The organism is Cupriavidus campinensis, assembly GCF_905397395.1.
GTDB lineage: Bacteria > Pseudomonadota > Gammaproteobacteria > Burkholderiales > Burkholderiaceae > Cupriavidus > Cupriavidus campinensis.
The window spans coordinates 123,356-147,347 of sequence record NZ_CAJPVH010000006.1 but is presented as its reverse complement, the minus strand read 5'-3'; the positions used below and the strand labels follow the sequence as shown (position 1 = coordinate 147,347).

The window sequence follows — 23,992 nt, the reverse complement described above, 5'->3', positions numbered from 1 at the left end:
TTAGAGGACGAGCCCGCCGTCGATCTGAAAGACCTGGCCCGTGACGTAGGCCGCGTCGGCGGAGGCCAGGAAGCGGACCAACGCCGCGACTTCCTCGGGCTTGCCAAAGCGGCGCAGCGGCACGCGGGCCAGTGCGGCCGACGCGACGCTGTCGGAAAGGCCTGCCGTCATGTCGGATTCGATGAAACCCGGCGCCACGGCATTGACGCGCACGCCGTAGGGCGCAACCTCCTTGGCCAGCGCCCGGGTGAAGCCGATCATGCCGGCCTTCGATGCCGAATAGTTGGTCTGGGTAGCGTTACCGTAGACGCCCGCAATGGACGCCACGTTGATGATGACGCCGGTGCGCCGCTTCATGAAGTGGAAGGCGGCGGACCGGCTCAAGTGGAAGGTACCGGTGAGATTGGTGTCGATGACCGCGGCCCATGCATCGGGGCGCATTGTCGCCAGCGGCGCATCGCGGGTGATGCCGGCGTTGTTCACCAGCACGTCGACCTGGCCGAGATGTTCGATGGTCTCGGCAAAGAAGCGCTCGCAGGCGCCCGCGTCGGCAACGTTGCATTGCAGGGCCAGCGAGGGGATGCCTGCGGCGCGCAGCTGGGCGAGTGTCTCGAGGCCGGCATCGCCTGATGCGTGATGGCAGTAGGAGATTGCGTAGCCAGCGTCGGCCAGTGCCAGGCATATCGCCCGGCCGATCCCGCGTGAGCCGCCGCTGACCAGTGCAACCGGGCGCTGCGGCGATGCAATCGATGTCATCTGCCATTCCTCGCAATGTCGATGGCGCATTGCAACAGACATGGCGAAGTGCAGTAACTACCAAATCTGATAGGCGCGTGGGCTACGTTTGCGCCAAGTCAACTCACCCGTTGAGCCACCCCTGCAAGGCAGCGCACACGGCCGCTGCCGTCTTGTTCCTGGCCTGCAGCTTGAGCATCGCATTGCGAATGTGGAAATTGACGGTGTTGCCGGAGACCATCAGCAATGCGGCGATTTCCGACGAGGTCTTGCCCTGGGCAGTCAGTTTCAGGACTTCGAGCTCGCGCTCGGTCAGGGGCGACTGTCCTTGCCCGGTGGGGCGCGCCATGCGTTGCTGGTCCAGCACGAGATGAACCACGAAGGCGAACCAGCGCATGCGAATTTCGCGACGGCCAAGCTTGCCGTTGACCGGCGGGGTCGGCGACGGGGCGGAGGATAGGGGCCCACCGCGCATGGCCAGGGTGAAGTCCTCCTCCGACAGACCGTGGCACAGGCCCAGCAGCCTTGCCTCGCTCCACAGCTGGCTCGCCGAGAATGTCATGCTGCGGTTCCCCATATCGAAGCCGAGCATCGCGGCGGTCGTCTCGATGCTCTCGAGTACTTCACGCTCCGATGCTGCCGGCTTGCTGATGCGTTTGAGTCGATCCTGCCAATTGCCCATTGCATCGCCCCTTGTTGAGAGTCTGGCAATGCCCATGGAACTCTGCAACCGTCGAGAACGCAATCGCCGTTATCCGAAATAGCGATCTCGGCAGCATCGACGCCGAGCCCGGGCGCCTTAGTGGTAAGGTTACGGCTTTCCCGAATTCCGCTGTCCATGTCGCGCGCACTGGCGATCCTCAAAGAAGTCTTCGGCTACCACGCCTTTCGCGGCCGGCAGGCAGAGATCATCGACCATGTGGCCGAGGGCGGCGATTGCCTGGTGCTCATGCCCACGGGCGGCGGGAAGTCGCTCTGCTACCAGATTCCGGCGCTGCTGCGCCAGCAGGCGGGGCAGGGTGTCGGTATCGTCGTCTCGCCGCTGATCGCGCTGATGCAGGACCAGGTGGCTGCGCTGACCGAGGCCGGTGTGCGCGCAGCGGTGCTCAACTCCACACTGACCAGCAGCGAGGCCTCCGCCGTGGAGCGCGATCTGCTCGCGGGGCGGCTGGAAATCCTCTATGTGGCGCCCGAACGGCTGATGACGCCGCGCTTCCTCGACCTGCTCGAACGCACCCGCGTCGGGCTGTTCGCGATCGACGAGGCGCATTGTGTGTCGCAATGGGGCCACGACTTCCGGCCCGAGTACATTCAGCTGTCGGTGCTGCACGAGCGGTTCCCGCAGGTGCCGCGTATTGCACTCACCGCCACGGCCGATACGCTCACGCGCGATGAAATCGTCGAGCGGCTGGCGCTGGACGACGCGCGCGTGTTCATCTCCAGCTTCGACCGGCCGAACATCCGCTATCGCATCGTCGAGAAGGACAACGCGCGCAACCAGCTGCTCGCCTTCATCAAGGCCGAGCACATGAACGGCGACGGCGGGCACGACAGCGGCATCGTGTATTGCCTGTCGCGCAAGAAGGTCGAGGACACCGCCGCCTGGCTGGCCGGCCACGGCATCCAGGCGCTGGGGTATCACGCCGGCATGGATGCCCAGGTGCGGCAGCATCACCAGGCGCGCTTCCGCGAGGAAGAGGGCATCGTGATGGTGGCGACGATTGCCTTCGGCATGGGTATCGACAAGCCGGACGTCCGGTTCGTCGCCCACCTGGACCTGCCCAAGAGCATGGAAGGCTATTACCAGGAAACCGGCCGCGCCGGCCGCGATGGCCTGCCCGCCAACGCGTGGATGGCCTACGGCCTGGGCGACGTGGTGCAGCAGAAGCGGATGATCGACGAGTCCGAGGCGGACGACGCCCACAAGCGCGTGTCGTCCTCCAAGCTCGACGCCCTGCTGGGTTTGTGCGAGACGGCGGGTTGCCGGCGCGTGCGCATACTGGCGTACTTCGACGAAAATGCCGAGCCGTGTGGCAATTGCGACACTTGTCTTGAGCCGCCGGCGACCTGGGACGGCACGCGCGAGGCCCAGATGGCCCTGTCCTGCGTCTATCGCACGGCCCAGGCAAGCCGCGTCCACTTCGGCGCGACTCATCTGATCGACATCCTGCGCGGCAACGCCAACGAGAAGATCCGGCAGTGGGGCCATGACAAGGTCTCGACCTTCGGCATTGGCAAGGACCGATCGGTGTCGGAGTGGCATGCGATCTTCCGCCAGCTGATCGCCCACGGGCTGCTGGTGATCGACCACGGTGGCCATGGCGCGCTGCTGCTGGGCGAATCCGCCCGGGCGGTGCTCAAGGGCGAGCAGCCCATTACGCTGCGCCGGCAGGTCAACAAGCCAGCCAAGTCCGGCGACCGTGCCGCGCGTGGCACGCGTACCGACCACAGTGCCACGATGGATCCCGACGCGCTCGCGCATTGGGAAGCGCTGCGCCGCTGGCGCACGGCCGCGGCGCGCGAGCACGGCGTGCCGGCCTACGTCATTTTCCACGACGCAACCCTGGCCGAACTGGCGCGCAGCGCGCCCGAATCGCTCGACGAACTGGCCGAAGTGCCCGGTATCGGTGCATCGAAGCTCGAACGCTACGGCGAGGAAATCCTCGAGACACTGCGCGCGGTCCGAGTCTGACCGGGGCGCCCGCCCCAAGCGTATACAGGGCGGGTATACCGCTTGACCATTGTCAACACCCCTGCTAGGATGCCAGATTCGAGTTTTTGGCTTTGGATTTCGCTCGTCCGTCGGACGCGCGCCCGTGGAGTGATCCTTGCGGCGCAGCCCGGCAGGATAGCCAAGCGGGATCCGGGCGAGCTCGCGCTCTTTGGCAAGTCTGTCACTTCACAGCCCTTCCTTTTGAGCGCCCGCTCTCCATTCCCGTCCGAAACCCGTAGTTGCCCCTCAGGCCGAGTTCATTGATATGGAGCCGGCGGAGGGGTGTTTTTGTAAAACCAAGCTGGATTGAACAATGCCAACTATCAACCAACTGGTTCGCAAGCCGCGTGTCTCTGAAGTCGTCAAGAGCAAGAGCCCTGCGCTTGAGAACTGCCCGCAGCGTCGCGGCGTGTGCACCCGTGTGTACACCACGACGCCGAAGAAGCCGAACTCGGCACTGCGTAAGGTCGCCAAGGTGCGCCTGACCAACGGTTTCGAGGTCATCTCGTACATCGGCGGTGAAGGCCACAACCTGCAGGAACACTCGGTCGTGCTGATCCGCGGCGGCCGTGTGAAGGATCTGCCGGGTGTGCGTTACCACATCGTCCGTGGCTCGCTCGACTTGCAAGGCGTGAAGGACCGCAAGCAAGCTCGTTCGAAGTACGGCGCGAAGCGTCCGAAGGCTGCCTGATCGTTTTCAGGGCACCTGGGCAAGCGATTGCCCGCAGCAGCAACAAGAAGATGGCCTGTGGCGCGAGTCATGGTGCTGTCACCAGGCGGCGGTACAACGGAGAGTTATGCGCCGTGCCGTCGAGTAAGTGGTCACCCGGCGAATTTGCCATGCAGGCAAGCTAGTTGGTGGCCGGAGAGCCGCGATAAGTGACGCGCTCTCAACTGAATCTAAAGGAAAGAAGATGCCACGTCGTCGTGAAGTCCCCAAGCGGGAAGTTCTGCCTGATCCGAAGTTCGGCAACGTTGAAGTTGCCAAGTTCATGAACGTGCTGATGCTGGACGGCAAGAAGTCGGTTGCCGAACGCATTGTGTACGGCGCGTTCGACCAGATCGAAAAGAAGGCAGGCAAGGCCCCCATCGAAGTGTTTTCCGTTGCCATCAACAACGTGAAGCCGGTGGTGGAAGTGAAGAGCCGTCGCGTGGGCGGCGCCAACTATCAGGTTCCGGTCGAAGTCCGTCCGTCGCGTCGTTTGGCATTGGCGATGCGTTGGCTGCGCGAGGCCGCGAAGAAACGCAGCGAGAAGTCGATGGCGCTGCGCCTGGCAGGTGAGCTGCTGGAAGCATCGGAAGGCCGTGGCGGCGCGATGAAGAAGCGCGACGAAGTGCACCGCATGGCCGAAGCCAACAAGGCGTTCTCGCACTTCCGCTTCTAAAGCGAGCGAGACACGTTGTTGGTTGCCGGGCGGGCTGTGTTGCTACACATCTCGCCCGTTTGTGTTAGGGGCGCGGGCGATGAGATGCCGGCGCCTCACGGACGAATAGAGGATTAAAGTGGCTCGTAAGACTCCCATTGAGCGCTACCGCAATATCGGTATTTCGGCTCACATTGACGCGGGTAAAACCACCACGACCGAGCGGATCCTGTTCTACACCGGTGTGAACCACAAGATCGGTGAAGTGCACGATGGCGCGGCCACCATGGACTGGATGGAGCAGGAGCAGGAGCGTGGCATCACGATCACCTCCGCTGCCACCACCGCCTTCTGGAAGGGCATGGCCGGGAACTATCCCGAGCATCGCTTCAACATCATCGACACCCCGGGCCACGTGGACTTCACCATCGAGGTGGAGCGCTCCATGCGCGTGCTGGACGGTGCCTGCATGGTCTACTGCGCAGTGGGTGGCGTGCAGCCCCAGTCGGAAACCGTGTGGCGCCAGGCCAACAAGTACGGCGTGCCGCGTCTGGCCTTCGTGAACAAGATGGACCGTACCGGCGCCAACTTCTTCAAGGTCTACGACCAGCTGAAGAACCGCCTGAAGGCCAACCCGGTGCCCGTCGTGGTGCCAATCGGCGCTGAAGACGGCTTCCAGGGCGTCGTCGATCTGCTGGAAATGAAGGCGATCATTTGGGACGAAGCCAGCCAGGGCGTGAAGTTCGAGTACCAGGACATCCCGGCCGAACTGCAAGCCACCGCTGAAGAATGGCGCGAGAAGATGGTCGAGTCCGCCGCCGAAGCCAGCGAAGAGCTGATGGAAAAGTACCTGGGCGGCGAAGAGCTGACCCGTGCCGAGATCGTCAAGGCGCTGCGTGACCGTACCATCGCCTGCGAAATCCAGCCGATGCTGTGCGGCACCGCGTTCAAGAACAAGGGCGTGCAGCGTATGCTCGACGCCGTGATCGACTTCCTGCCGTCGCCGGTGGATATTCCGCCGGTTACGGGCGTGGACGAACGCGACGACGAGAAGAAGCTCGAGCGCAAGGCTGACGACAGCGAGAAGTTCTCGGCGCTGGCGTTCAAGATCATGACCGACCCGTTCGTTGGCCAGCTGATCTTCTTCCGCGTGTACTCGGGCAAGATCAATTCGGGCGACACCGTGTACAACCCGGTGAAGCAGAAGAAGGAGCGTCTGGGCCGTATTCTGCAGATGCACGCCAACCAGCGCGAAGAAATCAAGGAAGTGCTGGCCGGCGACATCGCCGCTGCGGTGGGCCTGAAGGACGCCACCACGGGCGATACGCTGTGCGATCCGGCTGCCCCGATCGTGCTCGAGCGCATGGTGTTCCCGGAGCCGGTGATCTCGCAGGCCGTTGAGCCGAAGACCAAGGCTGACCAGGAAAAGATGGGCATCGCCCTGAACCGCCTGGCCGCTGAAGATCCGTCGTTCCGCGTGCGCACCGATGAAGAATCGGGTCAGACCATCATTTCGGGCATGGGCGAGCTCCACCTCGAAATTCTGGTCGACCGCATGAAGCGCGAATTCGGCGTGGAAGCCAACATCGGCGCGCCGCAGGTGGCCTACCGCGAGACCATTCGCAAGAAGGCCGAAGACGTCGAAGGCAAGTTCGTCAAGCAGTCGGGCGGCCGCGGCCAGTACGGTCACGCTGTGATTACGCTGGAACCGCAAGAGCCGGGCAAGGGCTTCGAGTTCATCGACGCCATCAAGGGCGGCGTGATTCCTCGCGAATACATTCCGGCGGTTGAAAAGGGTATCGTCGACACGCTGTCGGCCGGTATTCTGGCTGGCTTCCCGGTGGTGGACGTGAAGGTCACGCTGACGTTTGGTTCGTACCACGATGTGGACTCGAACGAAAACGCGTTCCGCATGGCCGGCTCGATGGCTTTCAAGGAAGCCATGCGCAAGGCCAGCCCGGTTCTGCTCGAGCCGATGATGGCCGTGGAAGTGGAAACGCCGGAAGACTACACGGGTACGGTGATGGGCGACTTGTCGTCCCGCCGCGGCATCGTGCAGGGCATGGACGACATGGTGGGTGGTGGCAAGATCATCAAGGCCGAAGTCCCGCTGTCGGAAATGTTCGGTTATTCCACGTCGCTGCGCTCGGCCACGCAAGGCCGCGCCACGTACACCATGGAATTCAAGCATTACGCCGAGGCACCCAAGAACATCGCCGAAGCCGTGATCACGGCCAAGGGCAAGTAATTGGAAGTTTGCCGCCGCGCCTGCCGGTGCGGCGGCGCGATGAAACAACAAGACTGCATTCCATTAGGAGCTGAAAAATGGCAAAGGAAAAGTTCGAGCGGACCAAGCCGCACGTGAACGTAGGTACGATTGGTCACGTTGACCACGGCAAGACGACGCTGACGGCAGCAATCGCCACGGTGCTGGCTGCGAAGTTTGGCGGCGCAGCCAAGAAGTACGACGAAATCGACGCAGCGCCGGAAGAGAAGGCACGCGGCATTACCATCAACACCGCACACGTGGAATACGAGACGGCCAACCGCCACTACGCCCACGTTGACTGCCCGGGCCACGCTGACTATGTGAAGAACATGATCACGGGCGCTGCGCAGATGGACGGCGCGATCCTGGTGTGCTCGGCCGCTGACGGCCCGATGCCGCAGACGCGCGAGCACATCCTGCTGGCCCGTCAGGTTGGCGTGCCTTACATCATCGTGTTCCTGAACAAGTGCGACATGGTGGACGACGCCGAACTGCTCGAGCTGGTGGAAATGGAAGTGCGCGAGCTGCTCTCGAAGTACGACTTCCCGGGCGACGACACTCCGATCATCAAGGGTTCGGCCAAGCTGGCGCTGGAAGGCGACAAGGGCGAGCTGGGCGAAGTGGCGATCATGAACCTGGCCGACGCGCTGGACACGTACATCCCGACGCCGGAGCGCGCGGTTGACGGTACGTTCCTGATGCCGGTGGAAGACGTGTTCTCGATCTCGGGCCGCGGTACCGTGGTGACGGGTCGTATCGAGCGCGGCGTGGTGAAGGTCGGCGAAGAAATCGAAATCGTGGGTATCCGCCCGACGGTGAAGACGACTTGCACGGGCGTGGAAATGTTCCGCAAGCTGCTGGATCAAGGCCAGGCTGGCGACAACGTGGGCCTGCTGCTGCGCGGCACGAAGCGCGAAGACGTGGAGCGCGGCCAAGTGCTGTGCAAGCCGGGTTCGATCAAGCCGCACACGCACTTCACGGGTGAGGTGTACATCCTGTCGAAGGACGAAGGTGGCCGTCACACGCCGTTCTTCAACAACTACCGTCCGCAGTTCTACTTCCGTACGACCGACGTGACTGGCTCGATCGAGCTGCCGAAGGACAAGGAAATGGTCATGCCGGGCGACAACGTGTCGATCACCGTCAAGCTGATCGCCCCGATCGCCATGGAAGAAGGTCTGCGCTTCGCCATCCGTGAAGGCGGCCGTACCGTCGGCGCCGGCGTCGTGGCAAAGATTCTCGACTAAGCAATTGTTCCTGGGACATGTCTTCGGGCATGTCCCCTTTTATCTGGGCGCACGCGCTCATCGCTCTTTCAAGGAAATATCATGCAGAACCAGAAGATCCGTATCCGCCTGAAGGCTTTCGACTATCGCCTGATCGACCAGTCGGCCGCCGAAATCGTGGATACCGCCAAGCGCACGGGCGCGATCGTCAAGGGCCCGGTGCCCCTGCCGACCCGCATCCAGCGTTTTGACATCCTGCGTTCGCCGCACGTCAACAAGACCAGCCGCGATCAGTTCGAGATCCGCACCCACCAGCGCCTGATGGACATCGTCGACCCGACGGACAAGACCGTTGACGCGCTGATGAAGCTGGACCTGCCGGCCGGCGTGGACGTCGAGATCAAGGTGTAAGCTTGCCTGACCCGGGCCGGTTCGCCGGCTCGCTGCAGCACAGAACGGCGGACGCAAGTTCGCCGTTTTTGCTTATTGGCAACACGAGTGCTACCCGGATGGCGCCCGTATCGGCACGCAACGTGTCGAAATTTGCTCGGAAGTGCGGGAATCGGCCCACTTTCAGGCGGAAGAAGGCTGGCACCCTCAAGAAAAGGCGCGGTGCATGTTGCCCTTTCCAAACTACTGCGATATAGTGTAAGGCTACCCGTTTATCCGGGTAGTGGGGACCGTTTTGGTCGTGCGCAATCCTTTTCGCGCAACCCGCACATCGCACAGTTTTCGTGTATCAATCAGCCCCGGCCAATCGCAGCTGGGAATGGAGCAAACCATGAGCCTTGGCCTTGTAGGTCGCAAGGTTGGCATGACCCGTATTTTCACGGACGACGGTGATTCGATTCCCGTTACCGTGGTCGAGGTCGGCGACAACCGCGTGACGCAAATCAAGACGGACGAGACCGACGGTTATACCGCGGTTCAAGTCACCTTCGGCAGCCGCCGCGCAAGCCGCGTTACCAAGCCGCTGGCGGGTCACCTCGCCAAAGCCGGCGTGGAAGCCGGTGAAGTCATCAAAGAATTCCGCATCGATGCAGCCAAGGCTGCCGAGCTGCAAGCTGGCAGCTCGCTCTCCGTCGACCTGTTCCAGGTTGGCCAGAAGATCGACGTGCAGGGCGTGAGCATCGGTAAGGGCTACGCCGGTACCATCAAGCGCTATCACTTCGCATCGGGTCGTGCCACCCACGGTAACTCGCGTTCGCACAACGTGCCGGGTTCCATCGGTATGGCGCAGGATCCGGGCCGTGTGTTCCCCGGCAAGCGCATGACCGGTCACCTGGGTGATGTCACCCGCACCGTCCAGAACCTGGAAATCGCCAAGATCGACGCAGAGCGCAAGCTGCTGCTGGTCAAGGGCGCCATTCCCGGCTCCAAGGGCGGCAAGGTCGTCGTTACCCCGGCCGTCAAGGCCAAAGCCAAAGCTTAAGGAGCGCATGTAATGGAACTCAAGCTCCTCCAGGACAACGGCCAGATCGGCGCCGGCGTTGCCGCGTCGCCCGAAGTGTTCGGCCGTGACTACAACGAAGCCCTCGTTCACCAGATCGTCGTCGCTTACCAGGCCAACGCGCGTAGCGGTAACCGTAAGCAGAAGGATCGTGAAGAGGTCAAGCACACGACCAAGAAGCCGTGGCGCCAGAAGGGTACGGGCCGTGCTCGTGCCGGTATGTCTTCCTCACCGCTGTGGCGCGGGGGTGGTCGTATCTTCCCGAATTCGCCGGAAGAGAACTTCACCCAGAAGGTCAACAAGAAGATGTTCCGTGCCGGTATGCGCTCGATTTACTCGCAGCTCGCACGTGAAGGTCGTATCAACGTGGTGGACGGTTTCACTGTCGACGCGCCCAAGACCAAGCTCTTGGCCGACAAGTTCAAGGCCATGGGCCTGGACTCGGTGCTGATCATCACCGACAGCCTCGACGAAAACCTCTACCTGGCTTCGCGCAACCTGCCCCACGTGGCAGTCGTGGAGCCGCGCCAGGCCGACCCGCTGTCGCTCGTGCACTACAAGAAGGTGCTCGTGACCAAGGCCGCCGTCGCGCAGATCGAGGAGTTGCTGAAATGACGCAAGTAGCCAAGAACGATCATCGTTTGATGCAGGTGCTGCTCGCGCCGGTGGTTTCCGAAAAGGCAACCCTGGTCGCCGACAAGAACGAACAAGTCGTGTTCGAAGTGGCTCGCGATGCCAACAAGGCAGAAGTGCGCGCCGCCGTTGAACTGCTGTTCAAGGTCGAGGTGCAGTCCGTTCAGATCCTGAACCAGAAGGGCAAGCAAAAGCGCTTTGGCCGCTTCATGGGCCGCCGCAACCACGTAAAGAAGGCTTACGTGTCGCTGAAGCCGGGTCAGGAAATCAATTTTGAAGCGGAGGCCAAGTAATCATGGCACTCGTCAAGACCAAGCCGACTTCCCCGGGCCGTCGCTCGATGGTGAAGGTCGTGAACAACGACCTGCACAAGGGCGCCCCGCACGCTCCGCTGCTGGAAAAGCAATTCCAGAAGTCGGGCCGTAACAACAATGGTCATATCACCACCCGCCACAAGGGCGGTGGTCATAAGCACCACTATCGCGTGGTCGACTTCAAGCGCAACGACAAGGACGGTATTCCCGCCAAGGTCGAGCGCCTGGAATACGATCCGAACCGTAGCGCCAACATCGCGCTCGTGCTGTTCGCCGACGGCGAGCGCCGGTACATCATCGCCACGAAGGGCATGGTGGCTGGCCAGTCGCTGATGAACGGCTCGGAAGCGCCGATCAAGGCCGGTAACAACCTGCCGATCCGCAACATCCCGGTTGGTACCACGATCAACAACGTGGAAATGCTGCCTGGCAAGGGTGCGCAAATCGCCCGCGCTGCTGGTGGTTCCGCTGTGCTGCTGGCCCGCGAAGGCGTGTACGCCCAGGTGCGTCTGCGCTCCGGCGAAGTGCGCCGCGTGCACATCGAGTGCCGCGCCACCGTTGGCGAAGTGGGTAACGAAGAGCACAGCCTGCGCGTCATCGGCAAGGCCGGTGCGACGCGTTGGCGTGGTATTCGCCCGACCGTCCGCGGCGTGGTGATGAACCCGGTGGATCACCCGCACGGTGGTGGTGAAGGCAAGACCGCCGCTGGTCGCGATCCGGTTTCGCCGTGGGGTACCCCGGCCAAGGGTTACCGTACCCGCAGCAACAAGCGCACTGCCAGCATGATCGTGCAGAAGCGCCACAAGCGTTAATCGGTAGGTAGGAGCCTAGAACATGACACGTTCCGCAAAAAAGGGTCCGTTCTGTGACGCCCACCTGCTGAAGAAGGTGGAAACGGCTGCAGGCGGCAAGGATAAGAAACCCATCAAGACTTGGTCGCGTCGCTCGACCATTCTGCCGGAGTTCATTGGCCTGACGATCGCCGTTCACAACGGCCGTCAACACGTGCCGGTGTACGTTACGGAAAACATGGTTGGCCACAAGCTCGGCGAATTTGCGCTCACGCGCACGTTCAAGGGCCACGCGGCTGACAAGAAAGCCAAGAGGTAAGGTGCCATCATGGAAGTGAAAGCGATTCATCGCGGTGCCCGTATCTCCGCCCAGAAGACGCGTCTGGTTGCTGACCAGATTCGCGGTCTGCCGATCGAGCGCGCGCTCAACGTCCTGACGTTCAGCCCGAAAAAGGCTGCCGGGATCGTGAAGAAGGTGGTCGAATCGGCCATCGCCAACGCCGAGCATAACGAAGGCGCCGACATCGACGAACTGAAGGTCAAATCGATCTTCGTCGACAAGGCAACCTCGCTCAAGCGCTTCACCGCACGGGCAAAGGGCCGCGGCAACCGCATCGAGAAACAAACCTGTCACATCACTGTGACGCTCGGCAACTAAGGAGTCACGATGGGACAGAAGATTCATCCGACTGGCTTCCGTCTGGCCGTCAGCCGTAACTGGGCTTCGCGTTGGTACGCCAACAACACGAAGTTCGCCGGCATGCTGAAAGAAGACATCGAAGTTCGCGAGTTCCTGAAGAAGAAGCTCAAGAACGCATCGGTTGGCCGCGTCGTGATCGAGCGTCCTGCCCGTAATGCCCGTCTCACCATTTACAGCTCGCGTCCGGGCGTGGTGATCGGCAAGAAGGGTGAGGATATCGAACTGCTCAAGGCCGAGCTGCAACGCCGCATGGGTGTGCCCGTGCACGTGAACATCGAGGAAATCCGCAAGCCGGAAACCGATGCGCAGCTGATCGCCGACTCGATCACCCAGCAGCTCGAGCGCCGTATCATGTTCCGCCGCGCCATGAAGCGCGCGATGCAGAACGCGATGCGCCTCGGTGCCCAGGGTATCAAGATCATGAGCTCGGGTCGTCTGAACGGTATCGAAATCGCACGTACCGAGTGGTACCGCGAAGGTCGTGTGCCCCTGCACACCCTGCGCGCCGACATCGACTACGGCTTCTCCGAAGCCGAGACCACCTACGGCATCATCGGTGTCAAGGTGTGGGTCTACAAGGGTGATTACCTGGGCCGCAATGACGCGCCTGTGGTGGAAGAGCCCCAAGAAGACCGTCGTCGTCGCCCGGGTCGTCCGGAAGGCCGTCGCCGTGAAGGCGAAGGTGGCCGTCCGGGTGGCAACCGCCGCGGTGGTGCAGGTGCTGGCGCTGGTCGCCGCGCTGCGCCTGGCGATGCGAAGAGTGGAGAATAAGAATGCTGCAACCGAAGCGTAGGAAGTATCGCAAGGAGCAGAAAGGCCGCAACACGGGTAAGGCTACCCGTGGCAACGCCGTGTCTTTCGGCGAATTCGGCCTGAAGGCAATGGGCCGTGGTCGTCTGACCGCGCGCCAGATCGAGTCGGCACGTCGTGCGATGACCCGTCACATCAAGCGTGGCGGCCGCATCTGGATCCGGATTTTCCCGGACAAGCCGATCTCGAAGAAGCCCGCCGAAGTCCGTATGGGTAACGGTAAGGGCAATCCGGAATACTACGTGGCTGAAATTCAGCCGGGCAAGATGCTGTACGAGATGGATGGCGTGAGCGAAGAGCTGGCGCGTGAGGCATTCCGCCTTGCGGCCGCCAAGCTGCCGATCGCCACGAATTTCGTGGTGCGTCAGGTCGGGACGTAAGGAGAGCAGGGATGAAAGCATCCGAACTTCGCGGCAAGGACGCCGCAGGGCTGAACCAGGAGCTCTCCGAGCTTCTGAAGGCCCAATTTAGCCTGCGCATGCAAAAGGCCACCCAACAGCTGCAGAACACCAGCCAGCTGAAGAAGGTGCGCAAGGACATCGCGCGTGTGCAAACCGTGCTGAGCGAAAAGGCAGACGCGAAATGACTGAAGCTGCAAAGACTGAAACGTCGCTTCGCCGGACTCTCGTAGGCCGTGTCGTTAGCGACAAGATGGACAAGACCGTTACGGTCCTGATCGAAAACCGCGTCAAGCATCCTCTGTACGGCAAGTACGTGCTGCGTTCGAAGAAGTACCACGCACACGACGAAGCCAACCAGTACAAGGAAGGCGACAAGGTCGAGATCCAGGAATCGCGTCCGCTGTCGCGGACCAAGTCCTGGGTGGTTTCCCGGCTGGTAGAAGCTGCGCGCGTCATCTAAGAACAACAGTTCTTCGCTGACTTGCAAGTCCAGGATTATGTTGCTATAATCCTGGACTTCCGCTTTGTAGCGTTCGTCGAAGCTTCACCAACACGGCGTACCTCTGAAGCGAGCCAAGGCCTGGTGGTCCTGGAGTTGTCCGGGCTGCCTGGTGACTACCGACTTCCAAGTTGATCAACCCAAGCGGTACTGGCGCAAAGCCGGGGCCGACGGGACCAAGACTGACCGGCGGACTTCCATCTTGAGAAATCCGGCGGATTAAGTTGGGAAGATAACACCATGATTCAGACAGAAAGCCGGCTCGAAGTGGCCGATAACACTGGTGCGCGCGAAGTGCTGTGCATCAAAGTGCTGGGTGGGTCCAAGCGCCGCTATGCGAGCGTGGGCGACATCATCAAGGTGACCGTCAAGGACGCAGCGCCGCGCGGTCGCGTGAAGAAGGGCGATATCTACAACGCCGTTGTTGTACGTACCGCCAAGGGCGTGCGCCGTGCAGACGGTTCGCTCGTCAAGTTCGACAGCAATGCCGCTGTCCTGCTGAACACCAAGCTCGAGCCGATCGGCACCCGTATCTTCGGGCCGGTGACTCGTGAACTCCGTACCGAGCGCTTCATGAAGATCGTGTCGCTCGCACCGGAAGTGCTGTAAGGAGCCGCCATGAACAAGATTCGTAAAGGCGACGAAGTCATCGTCCTGACCGGCAAAGACAAGGGCAAGCGCGGTACCGTGCAAGCCATGCTCGGCGACAAGGTCGTTGTGGAAGGTGTGAACGTTGCCAAGAAGCACGCTCGCCCGAACCCGATGCTGGGCACCACCGGTGGTGTGGTCGACAAGGTCATGCCGCTGCATATTTCCAACGTTGCGCTCGTGGATGCCAATGGCAAGCCGTCGCGCGTCGGCATCAAGGTTGAAGACGGCAAGCGCGTGCGCTTCCTGAAGTCGACCGGCGCCGTCGTGGCCGCTTGATTCTGGGCACAGATAGGAGTTGAGCATGGCAGCACGTCTGCAAGAGTTTTACAAAGAGAAGGTTGTGCCGGCGCTCATGGAGCAGTTCGGTTACAAGTCGGTCATGGAAGTGCCGCGCATCACCAAGATCACCCTGAACATGGGTCTTGGCGAAGCCATCAATGACAAGAAGGTCATTGAGCTGGCCGTGGGCGACCTGACCAAGATCGCTGGTCAGAAGCCGGTTGTGACGAAGGCCAAGAAGGCCATCGCCGGTTTCAAGATCCGCCAGGGCTACCCCATCGGTGCGATGGTGACCCTGCGTGGCGAGCGCATGTTCGAATTTCTCGATCGTTTCGTGACCGTGGCCCTGCCGCGCGTGCGTGACTTCCGTGGTGTGTCGGGTCGTTCGTTCGATGGCCGTGGCAACTACAACATCGGTGTGAAAGAGCAGATCATTTTCCCCGAAATCGAGTACGACAAGATCGACGCACTGCGTGGTCTGAACATCAGCATCACGACGACGGCAAAGAACGACGAGGAAGCCAAGGCTCTTCTGAACGCGTTCAAGTTCCCGTTCCGCAATTAAGGGGTTACCGTGGCTAAACTGGCTCTGATTGAACGTGAGAAGAAGCGCGCCAAGCTGGTGGCGAAGTACGCCGCCAAGCGCGCAAACCTCAAGGCCATTATTGACGACCAAGAAAAGTCGGAAGAAGAGCGTTATTTGGCGCGCCTGGAGCTGCAACAGCTCCCGCGCAACGCGAACCCGACCCGCCAGCGTAATCGCTGCGCGATCACCGGTCGTCCCCGCGGTACCTTCCGCAAGTTTGGCCTGGCGCGTAACAAGATCCGCGAAATCGCCTTCAAGGGCGAAATTCCGGGTCTGACGAAAGCCAGCTGGTAATTACGCACAGGCTACAGGAGAAACAGTATGAGCATGAGCGATCCTATCGCCGATATGCTGACGCGCATCCGCAACGCCCAGGGCGTGCAGAAGGCGTCGGTGGTCATGCCCTCGTCGAAGCTGAAAGCGGCGATCGCCAAGGTCCTGAAGGACGAAGGCTACATCGACGACTTCGCAGTGCAGGAAGAAGGCGGCAAGGCACAACTGAGCATCGGTCTGAAGTACTACGCCGGCCGTCCGGTCATCGAGCGCATTGAGCGCGTCTCGAAGCCCGGCCTGCGCGTGTACAAGGGCCGTAGCGAGATCCCCCAGGTGATGAACGGCCTCGGCGTGGCGATCATCTCGACCCCCCAGGGTCTGATGACCGACCGCAAGGCACGTGCCACCGGCGTGGGCGGCGAAGTTCTCTGCTACGTCGCTTAAGGAGCAAACATGTCCCGTGTAGGTAAGGCTCCCATCTCGCTGCCGAAAGGCGCGGAAGTGAATGTGGCGGCTGGCGTGCTCTCCGTGAAGGGCCCGCTCGGTACGCTGTCCCAGCCGATTCACAGCCTGGTCAAGGTCAATGTCGAGAACGACACGCTGACCTTCGCGCCGGTTGACGAATCGCGTGAAGCAAACGCCCTGCAAGGCACCATGCGCGCCCTGGTGGCAAACATGGTCAAGGGCGTGACCACTGGTTTCGAGCGCAAGCTGAACCTCGTTGGCGTGGGCTACCGTGCCCAGCTGCAAGGCGCTGCGCTGAAGCTCCAGCTTGGTTTCTCGCATGACGTGATCCATGAGATGCCGGAAGGCGTGAAGGCGGAAACGCCGACGCAGACCGAGATCATCATCAAGGGTGCGGACAAGCAGAAAGTCGGTCAGGTTGCCGCTGAAGTTCGCGCGTACCGCCCGCCTGAGCCCTACAAGGGCAAGGGTGTTCGCTACGCTGACGAGCGCGTCATCCTGAAAGAAACCAAGAAGAAGTAAGGGGTGCAATGATGAACAAGAAAGACGCTCGTTTGCGCCGTGCACGTCAGACCCGCGCCAAGATCGCGGAACTGAAAGTCAATCGTCTGACCGTGTTCCGTACGAATTCGCACATTTACGCTCAGGTGTACTCGCCGTGCGGCACGCAAGTGCTGGCATCGGCCTCGACCGCCGAAGCAGAAGTGCGCAAGGAACTGACCGGCAGCGGCGCGACTGTTGCCGCCGCCACCGTGGTTGGCAAGCGCGTGGCCGAGAAGGCCCGTGCAGCCGGCGTGGAAACCGTCGCGTTCGATCGTGGCGGCTTCCGCTTCCACGGCCGCGTGAAGGCCCTGGCTGACGCTGCGCGCGAAGCCGGCCTCAAGTTCTAAGCGCACAAAGAGAGATACGTCATGGCAAAGATGCAAGCAAAAGTCCAGCAGGACGAACGCGACGACGGCCTCCGCGAGAAGATGATCTCGGTCAACCGTGTCACCAAGGTGGTGAAGGGTGGCCGGATTCTCGGTTTCGCTGCGCTGACCGTGGTGGGTGACGGCGATGGCCGCATCGGCATGGGCAAGGGCAAGGCCAAGGAAGTTCCGGTGGCCGTGCAGAAGGCAATGGACGAAGCCCGTCGCAAGATGGTCAAGGTTTCGCTCAAGAACGGCACGCTGCAACACGAAGTCATCGGCAAGCACGGCGCTGCCAAGGTGCTGATGATGCCCGCCAAGGAAGGTACCGGCGTGATCGCCGGCGGCCCGATGCGCGCAATCTTCGAAGTGATGGGCGTGACGAACGTGGTGACCAAATCGCACGGTTCGACGAACCCGTACAACATGGTTCGCGCCACCATCGATGGTCTGCAAAAGATGAGCACGCCGGCGGAAATCGCTGCCAAGCGCGGCAAGTCGGTTGAAGACATCCTCGGCTAAGGTGAACGATATGTCGCAACAAACCGTAAAAGTGCAACTCGTGCGCAGCCTGATCGGCACGCGCGAGGATCACCGCGCCACCGTCCGTGGCCTGGGCCTGCGCCGCATCAACTCGGTGTCGGAGCTGCAGGACACGCCCGCCGTGCGCGGCATGATCAACAAGGTCTCGTACCTGGTGAAGGTTCTGGCCTGATCCCGGGGACTTGGAGAGCAACATGCAACTGAATAACCTGAAGCCGGCCTCCGGTTCGAAGCACGCCAAGCGTCGCGTCGGCCGTGGTATCGGTTCCGGCCTGGGCAAGACCGCCGGTCGTGGTCACAAGGGTCAGAAGTCGCGTTCGGGCGGCTTCCACAAGGTGGGTTTCGAAGGCGGTCAGATGCCGCTGTATCGCCGCCTGCCGAAGCGTGGTTTCACCTCGCTGACCAAGGCGTTCAACGCCGAGGTGACCCTGCGTGACATCGAACGCCTGGAAGCTGCTGAAGTGGACCTGCTGGTCCTGAAGCAAGCTGGCCTGGTGGGCGACCTGGTCAAGAACGCCAAGGTCATCAAGGCTGGCGAACTGACCCGCAAGGTAACGATCAAGGGTCTGGGCGCCACCGCTGGTGCCAAGGCCGCGATCGAAGCCGCTGGCGGCCAGATCGCTGAGTAATTCTGCAGCAGTATTCGCAGCATAGGCGAAGTCACAGTCGGAGCATCGTTTGGCCACGGCGAAACCCAATGCAAGCGCGCAGGCTAGGAACACGGCGAAGTACGGCGATTTGAAGCGCCGGCTGATGTTCCTGGTGCTGGCCCTGATCGTCTACCGCATCGGTGCACATATTCCGGTGCCGGGAATCGATCCGGAACAGCTCGCGAAGCTTTTCCAGAGTCAGTCGGGTGGCATCCTCGGGATGTTCAACCTGTTCTCGGGCGGTGCGCTGTCGCGCTTTACCGTCTTCGCGCTCGGCATCATGCCGTACATCTCGGCGTCGATCATCATGCAGTTGCTGACGATCGTGCTGCCGCAGCTGGAGACGCTGAAGAAGGAAGGGCAGGCGGGGCAACGCAAGATCACGCAGTACACGCGCTACGGCACTGTGGTTCTGGCCACGTTCCAGGCGCTGTCGATTGCGGTCGCACTGGAGTCGCAGCCAGGTCTGGTCATCGATCCGGGCCTGATGTTCCGAGCGACGGCGGTGATCACGCTGGTGACCGGTACGATGTTCCTGATGTGGCTGGGTGAGCAGATCACCGAGCGTGGTCTGGGCAACGGCATCTCGATCATCATCTTTGGCGGTATCGCAGCGGGCCTGCCCAACGCGATCGGCGGACTGTTTGAACTGGTCCGCACGGGTTCCATGAGTGCGTTCGCGGCGATTGTCATCGTAGCGATCGTGATCGGTGTGACCTTCGCCGTGGTGTTTGTCGAGCGGGGCCAGCGCAAGATCCTGGTGAACTATGCCAAGCGTCAGGTCGGCAACAAGGTGTACGGCGGTCAGTCGTCGCACCTGCCGCTGAAGCTGAACATGGCAGGGGTGATTCCGCCGATCTTTGCATCGTCGATCATCCTGTTCCCGGCGACGATCGCGGGTTGGTTTACGTCCGAATCGACGGGCGCGGTGGGACGGTTCATCAAGGACCTGGCCGCCACGCTCTCGCCGGGCCAGCCGGTCTACATCCTGCTGTACGCTGCTGCAATTGTTTTCTTCTGCTTCTTCTATACGGCTCTGGTGTACAACAGCCGGGAAGTTGCGGATAACCTGAAGAAAAGCGGTGCCTTCATTCCGGGCATCCGTCCGGGCGAGCAAACGACGCGCTATATCGACAAGATCCTGGTGCGCCTGACGCTGGCTGGTGCGATCTACATCACACTGGTCTGCCTGTTGCCGGAATTCCTGGTGCTGCGCTGGAACGTTCCGTTTTATTTCGGCGGAACCTCGCTGCTGATCATCGTGGTCGTCACGATGGACTTCATGGCCCAGGTACAGTCCTATGTCATGTCGCAGCAGTATGAGTCGCTGCTGAAGAAGGCGAATTTCAAGGGTAATCTGACCTTGCGTTGATGCCGGGTCGGAACAGGCTCTAGGTATGGCAAAAGACGACGTCATCCAGATGCAAGGGGAGGTCCTGGAAAATCTCCCCAACGCGACGTTCCGCGTCAAGTTGGAGAACGGCCACGTAGTACTCGGGCATATCTCGGGCAAGATGCGAATGAACTACATCCGGATACTTCCGGGTGACAAGGTGACTGTCGAGCTGACCCCATATGATCTGTCACGCGCACGCATCGTCTTCCGGACGAAGTGAAGCGAACAGGAATTGAAGGAAAGAGGAAAATCATGAAAGTGCTGGCTTCTGTGAAGCGCATTTGCCGCAACTGCAAAATTATCAAGCGCAACGGTGTCGTGCGCGTGATCTGCTCGTCGGATCCCCGCCACAAGCAACGCCAAGGCTAATCGGAAAGAGGATTGACGAATGGCACGTATCGCAGGGGTTAACATCCCGAACCACAAGCATACCGAAATCGGCCTGACGGCTATTTACGGTATCGGCCGCTCGCGCGCTCGCAAGATTTGCGAGGCCACCGGTGTTCCGTTTGACAAGAAGGTCAAGGACCTGACCGACGCCGACCTGGAAAAGCTTCGTGACGAAGTGGGCAAGGTCACGGTCGAGGGTGACCTGCGTCGTGAAACCACGATGAACATCAAGCGTCTGATGGACCTTGGTTGCTATCGTGGCGTCCGTCACCGCAGGGGCCTGCCGATGCGCGGCCAGCGTACCCGCACGAACGCCCGCACCCGCAAGGGTCCGCGTAAGGCCGGCGTGGCTCTGAAGAAGTAAAGCCGAAGGCATAGGAAGAAACTAATGGCAAAAGGTCCGAACAACGCCGCCCAGCGCGCGCGTAAGAAGGTCAAGAAGAATGTTGCCGACGGCATTGCGCACGTCCACGCTTCGTTCAACAACACCATCATCACGATCACCGACCGTCAGGGCAACGCCCTGTCGTGGGCGACCGCCGGTGGCCAGGGCTTCAAGGGTTCGCGCAAGTCGACCCCCTTCGCTGCCCAGGTTGCTGCCGAGAACGCCGGCCGCGTGGCGCAAGACCAGGGCATCAAGAACCTGGAAGTGCGCATCAAGGGCCCCGGTCCTGGCCGCGAATCGGCTGTCCGTGCGCTGAACGCGCTGGGCATTAAGATCGCCGTGATCGAAGATGTGACGCCGGTGCCGCACAACGGCTGCCGTCCGCCGAAGCGCCGCCGTATCTAAGCGCCCGGTTGGTCGGGAGGCGAGCAAGGTTTCTCGCTCGTCGCCCGAGATGTGGTAGTATCGCGCGTTGACCTGCTGCAATTCATTGCGGCAGGTTTTCGTTTTGCGTTCGCGCTTTGCAGGGCGCCAGGCAACTGGTGCGCTCGGCGTGGGCGATATCGTTATGCTTTTGCGTTGCCTCCGCGTGGCCTCGGCCGCTGCGGATGAAGAACCATAAGCCCACCGTCCGTCACATGCAGATGACGGACTCGCGGCGCGTCCGAATGGCGTCGCGATCGATCAAAGGAAGATAAAGTGGCACGTTATACCGGCCCGAAGGCCAAACTTTCCCGCCGCGAAGGCACCGATCTGTTCCTGAAGAGCGCCCGCCGCTCGCTGGCTGACAAGTGCAAGCTGGACAGCAAGCCGGGCCAGCACGGCCGCACCTCGGGTGCCCGTACGTCTGACTACGGCAACCAGCTGCGTGAAAAGCAGAAGGTCAAGCGTATCTACGGTGTGCTCGAGCGCCAGTTCCGTCGCTACTTTGCCGAAGCCGACCGCCGCAAGGGCAACACGGGTGAAAACCTGCTGCAACTGCTGGAATCGCGTCTGGACAACGTCGTGTACCGCATGGGCTTCGGCTCGACCCGCGCTGAAGCACGCCAGCTGGTGTCGCACAAGGCGATCCTGGTGAACGGCGTGGCCATGAATGTGCCGTCGGCCCAGATCAAGTCGGGCGACATCATCACCGTGCGCGAACAGTCGAAGAAGCAAGTGCGTATCGCTGAAGCGCTGTCGCTGGCCGAACAGTCGGGTTTCCCGACCTGGGTGGCCGTGGATTCGAAGAAGTTCGAAGGCACCTTCAAGCAAGCCCCGGATCGCACCGATATTTCGGGCGACATCAACGAAAGCCTGATCGTCGAATTGTATTCGCGTTAATCGCCGAATCGATCATCGGACGATTCAGCGCTTGCCCCTACCGCAAGGCTTCGCTTTCAGCCCGACGCGCCGTTTGGCGCGCCGGGCTTATTGCCCATCGTGCGATGGGATTTTCAGGTTCCAAACGTCAGCCTTATCGGTGTAACGAGCCGAGGGTATTGAAAAGGACAACCTAATGCAAACAGCACTCCTCAAGCCAAAAATCATCGCCGTCGAACCGCTTGGCGACCATCACGCCAAAGTCGTGATGGAGCCGTTCGAGCGCGGCTACGGCCATACGCTCGGTAACGCCCTGCGTCGCGTGCTGCTGTCGTCGATGGTCGGCTATGCCCCGACCGAAGTCACGATCGCTGGGGTGGTCCACGAGTATTCCACCATCGATGGCGTGCAAGAAGACGTCGTCAACCTGCTCCTCAACCTGAAGGGCGTGGTATTCAAGCTGCACAACCGCGACGAAGTCACGGTGTCGCTGCGCAAGGATGGCGAAGGCGTGGTCACGGCTGCCGATATCGAGCTGCCGCACGACGTCGAGATCATCAACCCGGGTCACGTGATCGCCCATCTGTCTGCCGGCGGCAAGCTGGACATGCAGATCAAGGTCGAGCAAGGCCGTGGTTATGTGCCGGGCAACGTGCGCAAGTTCGGCGACGAGTCGGGCAAGGTCATCGGCCGTATCGTGCTGGACGCGTCGTTCTCGCCGGTCCGCCGCGTGTCGTACGCCGTGGAATCCGCCCGTGTGGAACAGCGTACCGACCTGGACAAGCTGGTGATGAACATCGAAACCGACGGCGTGATCTCGCCCGAGGAAGCGATTCGTCAGTCGGCTCGTATCCTGGTTGACCAGCTGTCCGTGTTCGCTGCGCTGGAAGGCACCGAGTCGGCCGCCGAGGCCGCGTCGAGCCGCACGCCGCAGATCGATCCGATCCTGCTGCGCCCGGTGGACGACCTCGAGCTGACGGTGCGTTCGGCCAACTGCCTGAAGGCCGAAAACATCTACTACATCGGCGATCTGATTCAGCGTACCGAGAACGAACTGCTCAAGACCCCGAACCTGGGTCGCAAGTCGCTGAACGAGATCAAGGAAGTCCTCGCCTCCCGTGGCCTGACCCTCGGCATGAAGCTCGAGAACTGGCCGCCCGCAGGTCTGGAGAAGTAATTGGCGGTGCGGGATTCCGGTAACGGGGTCCCGCCTGTCATCGCGCCAAGGGCATGTCGCCCGCGGCATTGAAGCACTACCGGCCCGCGCCCGTGCCCACGCATTGGCGATAGAAGAGCTGGTCAAACACTGAAATCGAAAGGAATCATCATGCGTCACCGTCATGGTTTGCGGAAACTGAACCGCACCTCTTCGCACCGTCTCGCGATGCTGCGCAACATGTCCAACTCGCTGTTCCAGCACGAGCTGATCAAGACCACCCTGCCCAAGGCCAAGGAACTGCGCAAGGTTGTCGAGCCCCTCATCACGCTGGCCAAGAAGGACACCGTTGCCAACCGCCGTCTGGCTTTTGCCCGTCTGCGCGACCGCGACATGGTCACCAAGCTGTTCACCGAACTGGGCCCGCGCTACAACGCTCGTCCGGGCGGCTACACCCGTATCCTGAAGTTCGGCTTCCGTCAGGGCGACAACGCGCCGATGGCGCTGGTCGAGCTGGTGGATCGTCCGGAAATCACCGAAGCTCCGGCTGAAGAAGCTGCGGAATAAGTGATGGCCGTGCCCGTCCTCGCTGACGGGCAATCGAGCACCGCTTTACAATCGAGCCAGGCTTTTTGCCTGGCTCTTTTGTTTTTGGCGACGTTTTCCGAGAATCACATGACCGTTTCAGAATCCGCTCATATCCAGCCGGCCGGCGAGGCGGCAGAATCGATACTCGTGGCGATGACGAACCTGCCCGACGAGGCTTCAGCAGCGCGTGTGGCGCGCGCTGTGCTGGAGGCTCGCGTGGCGGCGTGCGTGAACCGGCTCGCGCCGTGTCAGTCCGAGTACTGGTGGCAGGGAAGGCTGGAGCAGGCGCAGGAGTGGCCGTTGCTGATCAAGACTACGCGCGCCCAGTATGCGGGCCTCGAAGCGGTGATCCGCACGGAGCATCCTTATGATGTCCCGGAGATAGTCACCTGGCCGGTTGGAGCAGGTTTTGCGCCGTATCTGGCGTGGGTGCGGGAGGAGGCCAGCGGCAAGCCCGCTGGCGACGCGACCGCACCGCGCTAACACATTGAAGCATCGGAAAAGCGACATGGGAT

The 23,992-nt window shown here is 61.4% G+C and carries 37 protein-coding genes; 35 read left to right on the top strand and 2 right to left on the bottom strand.

The genetic code is table 11. The annotated features are described in order from the left end of the window. A complete protein-coding gene (gene fabG, locus KHO18_RS06175; protein WP_144200312.1) occupies nt 1-756 on the bottom strand; it encodes a 3-oxoacyl-[acyl-carrier-protein] reductase in 756 nt (251 codons plus the stop codon). A 103-nt stretch (nt 757-859) separates the two neighbouring features. Then, a complete protein-coding gene (locus KHO18_RS06170) occupies nt 860-1,453 on the bottom strand; it encodes a helix-turn-helix transcriptional regulator (RefSeq protein WP_144200314.1) in 594 nt (197 codons plus the stop codon). 120 nt (nt 1,454-1,573) lie between these two features. Here KHO18_RS06170 and recQ point away from each other — a divergent pair, with 120 nt between their 5' ends. The 35 genes from recQ to cutA all read left to right on the top strand — a co-directional run bounded on the left by recQ (nt 1,574) and on the right by cutA (nt 23,960). Then, entirely contained in the window at nt 1,574-3,427 is a 1,854-nt protein-coding gene (gene recQ / locus KHO18_RS06165) for a DNA helicase RecQ (protein WP_211942904.1), read from the top strand. 334 nt (nt 3,428-3,761) lie between these two features. Continuing rightward, nucleotides 3,762-4,139 carry a 30S ribosomal protein S12 gene (gene rpsL / locus KHO18_RS06160; RefSeq protein ID WP_010810460.1) on the top strand — a complete coding sequence of 126 codons (378 nt, stop codon included), beginning with the start codon at nt 3,762-3,764 and terminating at the stop codon, nt 4,137-4,139. A 223-nt stretch (nt 4,140-4,362) separates the two neighbouring features. Next, nucleotides 4,363-4,833, top strand: coding sequence for a 30S ribosomal protein S7 (gene rpsG, locus KHO18_RS06155; RefSeq protein WP_092301786.1), 471 nt, complete (start codon nt 4,363-4,365; stop codon nt 4,831-4,833). 118 nt (nt 4,834-4,951) lie between these two features. Then, entirely contained in the window at nt 4,952-7,060 is a 2,109-nt protein-coding gene (fusA, locus tag KHO18_RS06150; RefSeq protein ID WP_144200319.1) for an elongation factor G, read from the top strand. Between the two features lie 77 nt (nt 7,061-7,137). Next, nucleotides 7,138-8,328 (top strand): elongation factor Tu, encoded by a 1,191-nt coding sequence (gene tuf, locus KHO18_RS06145; RefSeq protein ID WP_144200257.1) that lies wholly within the window; start codon nt 7,138-7,140, stop codon nt 8,326-8,328. Nucleotides 8,329-8,409: 81 nt separating this feature from the next. Then, nucleotides 8,410-8,718 carry a 30S ribosomal protein S10 gene (rpsJ, locus tag KHO18_RS06140; protein ID WP_006160488.1) on the top strand — a complete coding sequence of 103 codons (309 nt, stop codon included), beginning with the start codon at nt 8,410-8,412 and terminating at the stop codon, nt 8,716-8,718. Nucleotides 8,719-9,088: 370 nt separating this feature from the next. Next, the gene (rplC, locus tag KHO18_RS06135; protein ID WP_144200323.1) at nt 9,089-9,739 is read left to right on the top strand and encodes a 50S ribosomal protein L3; all 651 of its coding nucleotides are present in this window, start codon (nt 9,089-9,091) and stop codon (nt 9,737-9,739) included. 12 nt (nt 9,740-9,751) lie between these two features. Next, entirely contained in the window at nt 9,752-10,372 is a 621-nt protein-coding gene (gene rplD / locus KHO18_RS06130; protein WP_092299449.1) for a 50S ribosomal protein L4, read from the top strand. Further along, the gene (rplW, locus tag KHO18_RS06125) at nt 10,369-10,683 is read left to right on the top strand and encodes a 50S ribosomal protein L23 (RefSeq protein ID WP_092299446.1); all 315 of its coding nucleotides are present in this window, start codon (nt 10,369-10,371) and stop codon (nt 10,681-10,683) included. Before rplD ends, rplW begins: the two co-directional genes overlap by 4 nt. 2 nt (nt 10,684-10,685) lie before the next feature. After that, the gene (gene rplB, locus KHO18_RS06120; RefSeq protein WP_144200325.1) at nt 10,686-11,516 is read left to right on the top strand and encodes a 50S ribosomal protein L2; all 831 of its coding nucleotides are present in this window, start codon (nt 10,686-10,688) and stop codon (nt 11,514-11,516) included. A gap of 22 nt (nt 11,517-11,538) precedes the next feature. Beyond that, entirely contained in the window at nt 11,539-11,814 is a 276-nt protein-coding gene (rpsS, locus tag KHO18_RS06115; protein WP_092299440.1) for a 30S ribosomal protein S19, read from the top strand. 9 nt (nt 11,815-11,823) lie between these two features. Then, nucleotides 11,824-12,153 carry a 50S ribosomal protein L22 gene (rplV, locus tag KHO18_RS06110; RefSeq protein WP_010812393.1) on the top strand — a complete coding sequence of 110 codons (330 nt, stop codon included), beginning with the start codon at nt 11,824-11,826 and terminating at the stop codon, nt 12,151-12,153. Nucleotides 12,154-12,162: 9 nt separating this feature from the next. After that, the gene (gene rpsC, locus KHO18_RS06105) at nt 12,163-12,966 is read left to right on the top strand and encodes a 30S ribosomal protein S3 (protein WP_092299437.1); all 804 of its coding nucleotides are present in this window, start codon (nt 12,163-12,165) and stop codon (nt 12,964-12,966) included. A 2-nt stretch (nt 12,967-12,968) separates the two neighbouring features. Beyond that, nucleotides 12,969-13,385, top strand: a complete 417-nt coding sequence (rplP, locus tag KHO18_RS06100) for a 50S ribosomal protein L16 (protein WP_006576240.1) — start codon at nt 12,969-12,971, stop codon at nt 13,383-13,385. An 11-nt stretch (nt 13,386-13,396) separates the two neighbouring features. After that, complete coding sequence (gene rpmC, locus KHO18_RS06095; protein WP_092299434.1) at nt 13,397-13,591, top strand: 50S ribosomal protein L29; 195 nt, start codon at nt 13,397-13,399, stop codon at nt 13,589-13,591. Continuing rightward, complete coding sequence (gene rpsQ / locus KHO18_RS06090; RefSeq protein WP_092299431.1) at nt 13,588-13,866, top strand: 30S ribosomal protein S17; 279 nt, start codon at nt 13,588-13,590, stop codon at nt 13,864-13,866. The genes rpmC and rpsQ overlap by 4 nt, the downstream gene beginning before the upstream one ends. A 279-nt stretch (nt 13,867-14,145) precedes the next feature. Beyond that, nucleotides 14,146-14,514, top strand: a complete 369-nt coding sequence (rplN, locus tag KHO18_RS06085) for a 50S ribosomal protein L14 (protein WP_017225233.1) — start codon at nt 14,146-14,148, stop codon at nt 14,512-14,514. A gap of 9 nt (nt 14,515-14,523) precedes the next feature. Further along, a complete protein-coding gene (gene rplX / locus KHO18_RS06080; protein ID WP_144200327.1) occupies nt 14,524-14,832 on the top strand; it encodes a 50S ribosomal protein L24 in 309 nt (102 codons plus the stop codon). 25 nt (nt 14,833-14,857) lie between these two features. After that, nucleotides 14,858-15,400, top strand: coding sequence for a 50S ribosomal protein L5 (gene rplE, locus KHO18_RS06075; RefSeq protein WP_092299425.1), 543 nt, complete (start codon nt 14,858-14,860; stop codon nt 15,398-15,400). A 9-nt stretch (nt 15,401-15,409) separates the two neighbouring features. Then, nucleotides 15,410-15,715, top strand: coding sequence for a 30S ribosomal protein S14 (rpsN, locus tag KHO18_RS06070; protein WP_092141234.1), 306 nt, complete (start codon nt 15,410-15,412; stop codon nt 15,713-15,715). 27 nt (nt 15,716-15,742) lie between these two features. Further along, a complete protein-coding gene (rpsH, locus tag KHO18_RS06065; RefSeq protein ID WP_092141231.1) occupies nt 15,743-16,138 on the top strand; it encodes a 30S ribosomal protein S8 in 396 nt (131 codons plus the stop codon). A gap of 9 nt (nt 16,139-16,147) precedes the next feature. Further along, the gene (gene rplF, locus KHO18_RS06060) at nt 16,148-16,681 is read left to right on the top strand and encodes a 50S ribosomal protein L6 (protein ID WP_144200329.1); all 534 of its coding nucleotides are present in this window, start codon (nt 16,148-16,150) and stop codon (nt 16,679-16,681) included. A gap of 11 nt (nt 16,682-16,692) precedes the next feature. Beyond that, nucleotides 16,693-17,049, top strand: coding sequence for a 50S ribosomal protein L18 (rplR, locus tag KHO18_RS06055; RefSeq protein WP_092299512.1), 357 nt, complete (start codon nt 16,693-16,695; stop codon nt 17,047-17,049). Between the two features lie 21 nt (nt 17,050-17,070). Continuing rightward, nucleotides 17,071-17,589 carry a 30S ribosomal protein S5 gene (gene rpsE, locus KHO18_RS06050; protein WP_092299417.1) on the top strand — a complete coding sequence of 173 codons (519 nt, stop codon included), beginning with the start codon at nt 17,071-17,073 and terminating at the stop codon, nt 17,587-17,589. 10 nt (nt 17,590-17,599) lie between these two features. Further along, nucleotides 17,600-17,782: a 50S ribosomal protein L30 gene (rpmD, locus tag KHO18_RS06045; protein WP_006160440.1), complete on the top strand. Its 183-nt coding sequence runs from the start codon at nt 17,600-17,602 to the stop codon at nt 17,780-17,782. Nucleotides 17,783-17,804: 22 nt separating this feature from the next. Further along, the gene (gene rplO / locus KHO18_RS06040; RefSeq protein WP_144200334.1) at nt 17,805-18,239 is read left to right on the top strand and encodes a 50S ribosomal protein L15; all 435 of its coding nucleotides are present in this window, start codon (nt 17,805-17,807) and stop codon (nt 18,237-18,239) included. Between the two features lie 49 nt (nt 18,240-18,288). Continuing rightward, nucleotides 18,289-19,632: a preprotein translocase subunit SecY gene (secY, locus tag KHO18_RS06035; protein ID WP_144200336.1), complete on the top strand. Its 1,344-nt coding sequence runs from the start codon at nt 18,289-18,291 to the stop codon at nt 19,630-19,632. A gap of 25 nt (nt 19,633-19,657) precedes the next feature. Next, entirely contained in the window at nt 19,658-19,876 is a 219-nt protein-coding gene (gene infA, locus KHO18_RS06030; RefSeq protein ID WP_010812378.1) for a translation initiation factor IF-1, read from the top strand. Between the two features lie 32 nt (nt 19,877-19,908). Beyond that, nucleotides 19,909-20,025, top strand: coding sequence for a 50S ribosomal protein L36 (gene rpmJ, locus KHO18_RS06025; RefSeq protein ID WP_008642959.1), 117 nt, complete (start codon nt 19,909-19,911; stop codon nt 20,023-20,025). A 19-nt stretch (nt 20,026-20,044) separates the two neighbouring features. Further along, nucleotides 20,045-20,410 carry a 30S ribosomal protein S13 gene (gene rpsM, locus KHO18_RS06020; protein WP_039007551.1) on the top strand — a complete coding sequence of 122 codons (366 nt, stop codon included), beginning with the start codon at nt 20,045-20,047 and terminating at the stop codon, nt 20,408-20,410. A 24-nt stretch (nt 20,411-20,434) separates the two neighbouring features. Then, nucleotides 20,435-20,836, top strand: a complete 402-nt coding sequence (rpsK, locus tag KHO18_RS06015; RefSeq protein WP_008642963.1) for a 30S ribosomal protein S11 — start codon at nt 20,435-20,437, stop codon at nt 20,834-20,836. Nucleotides 20,837-21,130: 294 nt separating this feature from the next. Beyond that, complete coding sequence (rpsD, locus tag KHO18_RS06010; protein WP_144200338.1) at nt 21,131-21,754, top strand: 30S ribosomal protein S4; 624 nt, start codon at nt 21,131-21,133, stop codon at nt 21,752-21,754. A 175-nt stretch (nt 21,755-21,929) separates the two neighbouring features. After that, on the top strand, nt 21,930-22,910 hold the full coding sequence (locus KHO18_RS06005; protein ID WP_092299399.1) for a DNA-directed RNA polymerase subunit alpha: 981 nt from the start codon (nt 21,930-21,932) through the stop codon (nt 22,908-22,910). Nucleotides 22,911-23,060: 150 nt separating this feature from the next. Further along, a complete protein-coding gene (gene rplQ, locus KHO18_RS06000) occupies nt 23,061-23,456 on the top strand; it encodes a 50S ribosomal protein L17 (protein ID WP_011299296.1) in 396 nt (131 codons plus the stop codon). 108 nt (nt 23,457-23,564) lie between these two features. Further along, nucleotides 23,565-23,960 (top strand): divalent-cation tolerance protein CutA, encoded by a 396-nt coding sequence (cutA, locus tag KHO18_RS05995; RefSeq protein ID WP_211942916.1) that lies wholly within the window; start codon nt 23,565-23,567, stop codon nt 23,958-23,960. Nucleotides 23,961-23,992 lie beyond the last annotated feature (32 nt).

Bases quoted from the DNA above. Each gene is read 5' to 3' on its own strand.
- rplF (WP_144200329.1), top strand. From the start codon at position 16,148: ATGTCCCGTGTAGGTAAGGCTCCCATCTCGCTGCCGAAAGGCGCGGAA.
- rpsJ (WP_006160488.1), top strand. From the start codon at position 8,410: ATGCAGAACCAGAAGATCCGTATCCGCCTGAAGGCTTTCGACTATCGC.
- rpsK (WP_008642963.1), top strand. From the start codon at position 20,435: ATGGCAAAAGGTCCGAACAACGCCGCCCAGCGCGCGCGTAAGAAGGTC.
- fabG (WP_144200312.1), bottom strand. From the start codon at position 756: ATGACATCGATTGCATCGCCGCAGCGCCCGGTTGCACTGGTCAGCGGC.
- KHO18_RS06005 (WP_092299399.1), top strand. From the start codon at position 21,930: ATGCAAACAGCACTCCTCAAGCCAAAAATCATCGCCGTCGAACCGCTT.
- rplO (WP_144200334.1), top strand. From the start codon at position 17,805: ATGCAACTGAATAACCTGAAGCCGGCCTCCGGTTCGAAGCACGCCAAG.
- rpmD (WP_006160440.1), top strand. From the start codon at position 17,600: ATGTCGCAACAAACCGTAAAAGTGCAACTCGTGCGCAGCCTGATCGGC.
- rpsM (WP_039007551.1), top strand. From the start codon at position 20,045: ATGGCACGTATCGCAGGGGTTAACATCCCGAACCACAAGCATACCGAA.
- rpsL (WP_010810460.1), top strand. From the start codon at position 3,762: ATGCCAACTATCAACCAACTGGTTCGCAAGCCGCGTGTCTCTGAAGTC.
- rplW (WP_092299446.1), top strand. From the start codon at position 10,369: ATGACGCAAGTAGCCAAGAACGATCATCGTTTGATGCAGGTGCTGCTC.
- rpsE (WP_092299417.1), top strand. From the start codon at position 17,071: ATGGCAAAGATGCAAGCAAAAGTCCAGCAGGACGAACGCGACGACGGC.
- recQ (WP_211942904.1), top strand. From the start codon at position 1,574: ATGTCGCGCGCACTGGCGATCCTCAAAGAAGTCTTCGGCTACCACGCC.
- infA (WP_010812378.1), top strand. From the start codon at position 19,658: ATGGCAAAAGACGACGTCATCCAGATGCAAGGGGAGGTCCTGGAAAAT.
- rpsG (WP_092301786.1), top strand. From the start codon at position 4,363: ATGCCACGTCGTCGTGAAGTCCCCAAGCGGGAAGTTCTGCCTGATCCG.
- rpsS (WP_092299440.1), top strand. From the start codon at position 11,539: ATGACACGTTCCGCAAAAAAGGGTCCGTTCTGTGACGCCCACCTGCTG.
- rplD (WP_092299449.1), top strand. From the start codon at position 9,752: ATGGAACTCAAGCTCCTCCAGGACAACGGCCAGATCGGCGCCGGCGTT.
- rpsH (WP_092141231.1), top strand. From the start codon at position 15,743: ATGAGCATGAGCGATCCTATCGCCGATATGCTGACGCGCATCCGCAAC.
- rpsQ (WP_092299431.1), top strand. From the start codon at position 13,588: ATGACTGAAGCTGCAAAGACTGAAACGTCGCTTCGCCGGACTCTCGTA.
- rplP (WP_006576240.1), top strand. From the start codon at position 12,969: ATGCTGCAACCGAAGCGTAGGAAGTATCGCAAGGAGCAGAAAGGCCGC.
- cutA (WP_211942916.1), top strand. From the start codon at position 23,565: ATGACCGTTTCAGAATCCGCTCATATCCAGCCGGCCGGCGAGGCGGCA.
- rplN (WP_017225233.1), top strand. From the start codon at position 14,146: ATGATTCAGACAGAAAGCCGGCTCGAAGTGGCCGATAACACTGGTGCG.
- rplB (WP_144200325.1), top strand. From the start codon at position 10,686: ATGGCACTCGTCAAGACCAAGCCGACTTCCCCGGGCCGTCGCTCGATG.
- rpmC (WP_092299434.1), top strand. From the start codon at position 13,397: ATGAAAGCATCCGAACTTCGCGGCAAGGACGCCGCAGGGCTGAACCAG.
- rplV (WP_010812393.1), top strand. From the start codon at position 11,824: ATGGAAGTGAAAGCGATTCATCGCGGTGCCCGTATCTCCGCCCAGAAG.
- rplC (WP_144200323.1), top strand. From the start codon at position 9,089: ATGAGCCTTGGCCTTGTAGGTCGCAAGGTTGGCATGACCCGTATTTTC.
- rpsC (WP_092299437.1), top strand. From the start codon at position 12,163: ATGGGACAGAAGATTCATCCGACTGGCTTCCGTCTGGCCGTCAGCCGT.
- KHO18_RS06170 (WP_144200314.1), bottom strand. From the start codon at position 1,453: ATGGGCATTGCCAGACTCTCAACAAGGGGCGATGCAATGGGCAATTGG.
- rplQ (WP_011299296.1), top strand. From the start codon at position 23,061: ATGCGTCACCGTCATGGTTTGCGGAAACTGAACCGCACCTCTTCGCAC.
- tuf (WP_144200257.1), top strand. From the start codon at position 7,138: ATGGCAAAGGAAAAGTTCGAGCGGACCAAGCCGCACGTGAACGTAGGT.
- rpmJ (WP_008642959.1), top strand. From the start codon at position 19,909: ATGAAAGTGCTGGCTTCTGTGAAGCGCATTTGCCGCAACTGCAAAATT.
- rplE (WP_092299425.1), top strand. From the start codon at position 14,858: ATGGCAGCACGTCTGCAAGAGTTTTACAAAGAGAAGGTTGTGCCGGCG.
- rplX (WP_144200327.1), top strand. From the start codon at position 14,524: ATGAACAAGATTCGTAAAGGCGACGAAGTCATCGTCCTGACCGGCAAA.
- rplR (WP_092299512.1), top strand. From the start codon at position 16,693: ATGAACAAGAAAGACGCTCGTTTGCGCCGTGCACGTCAGACCCGCGCC.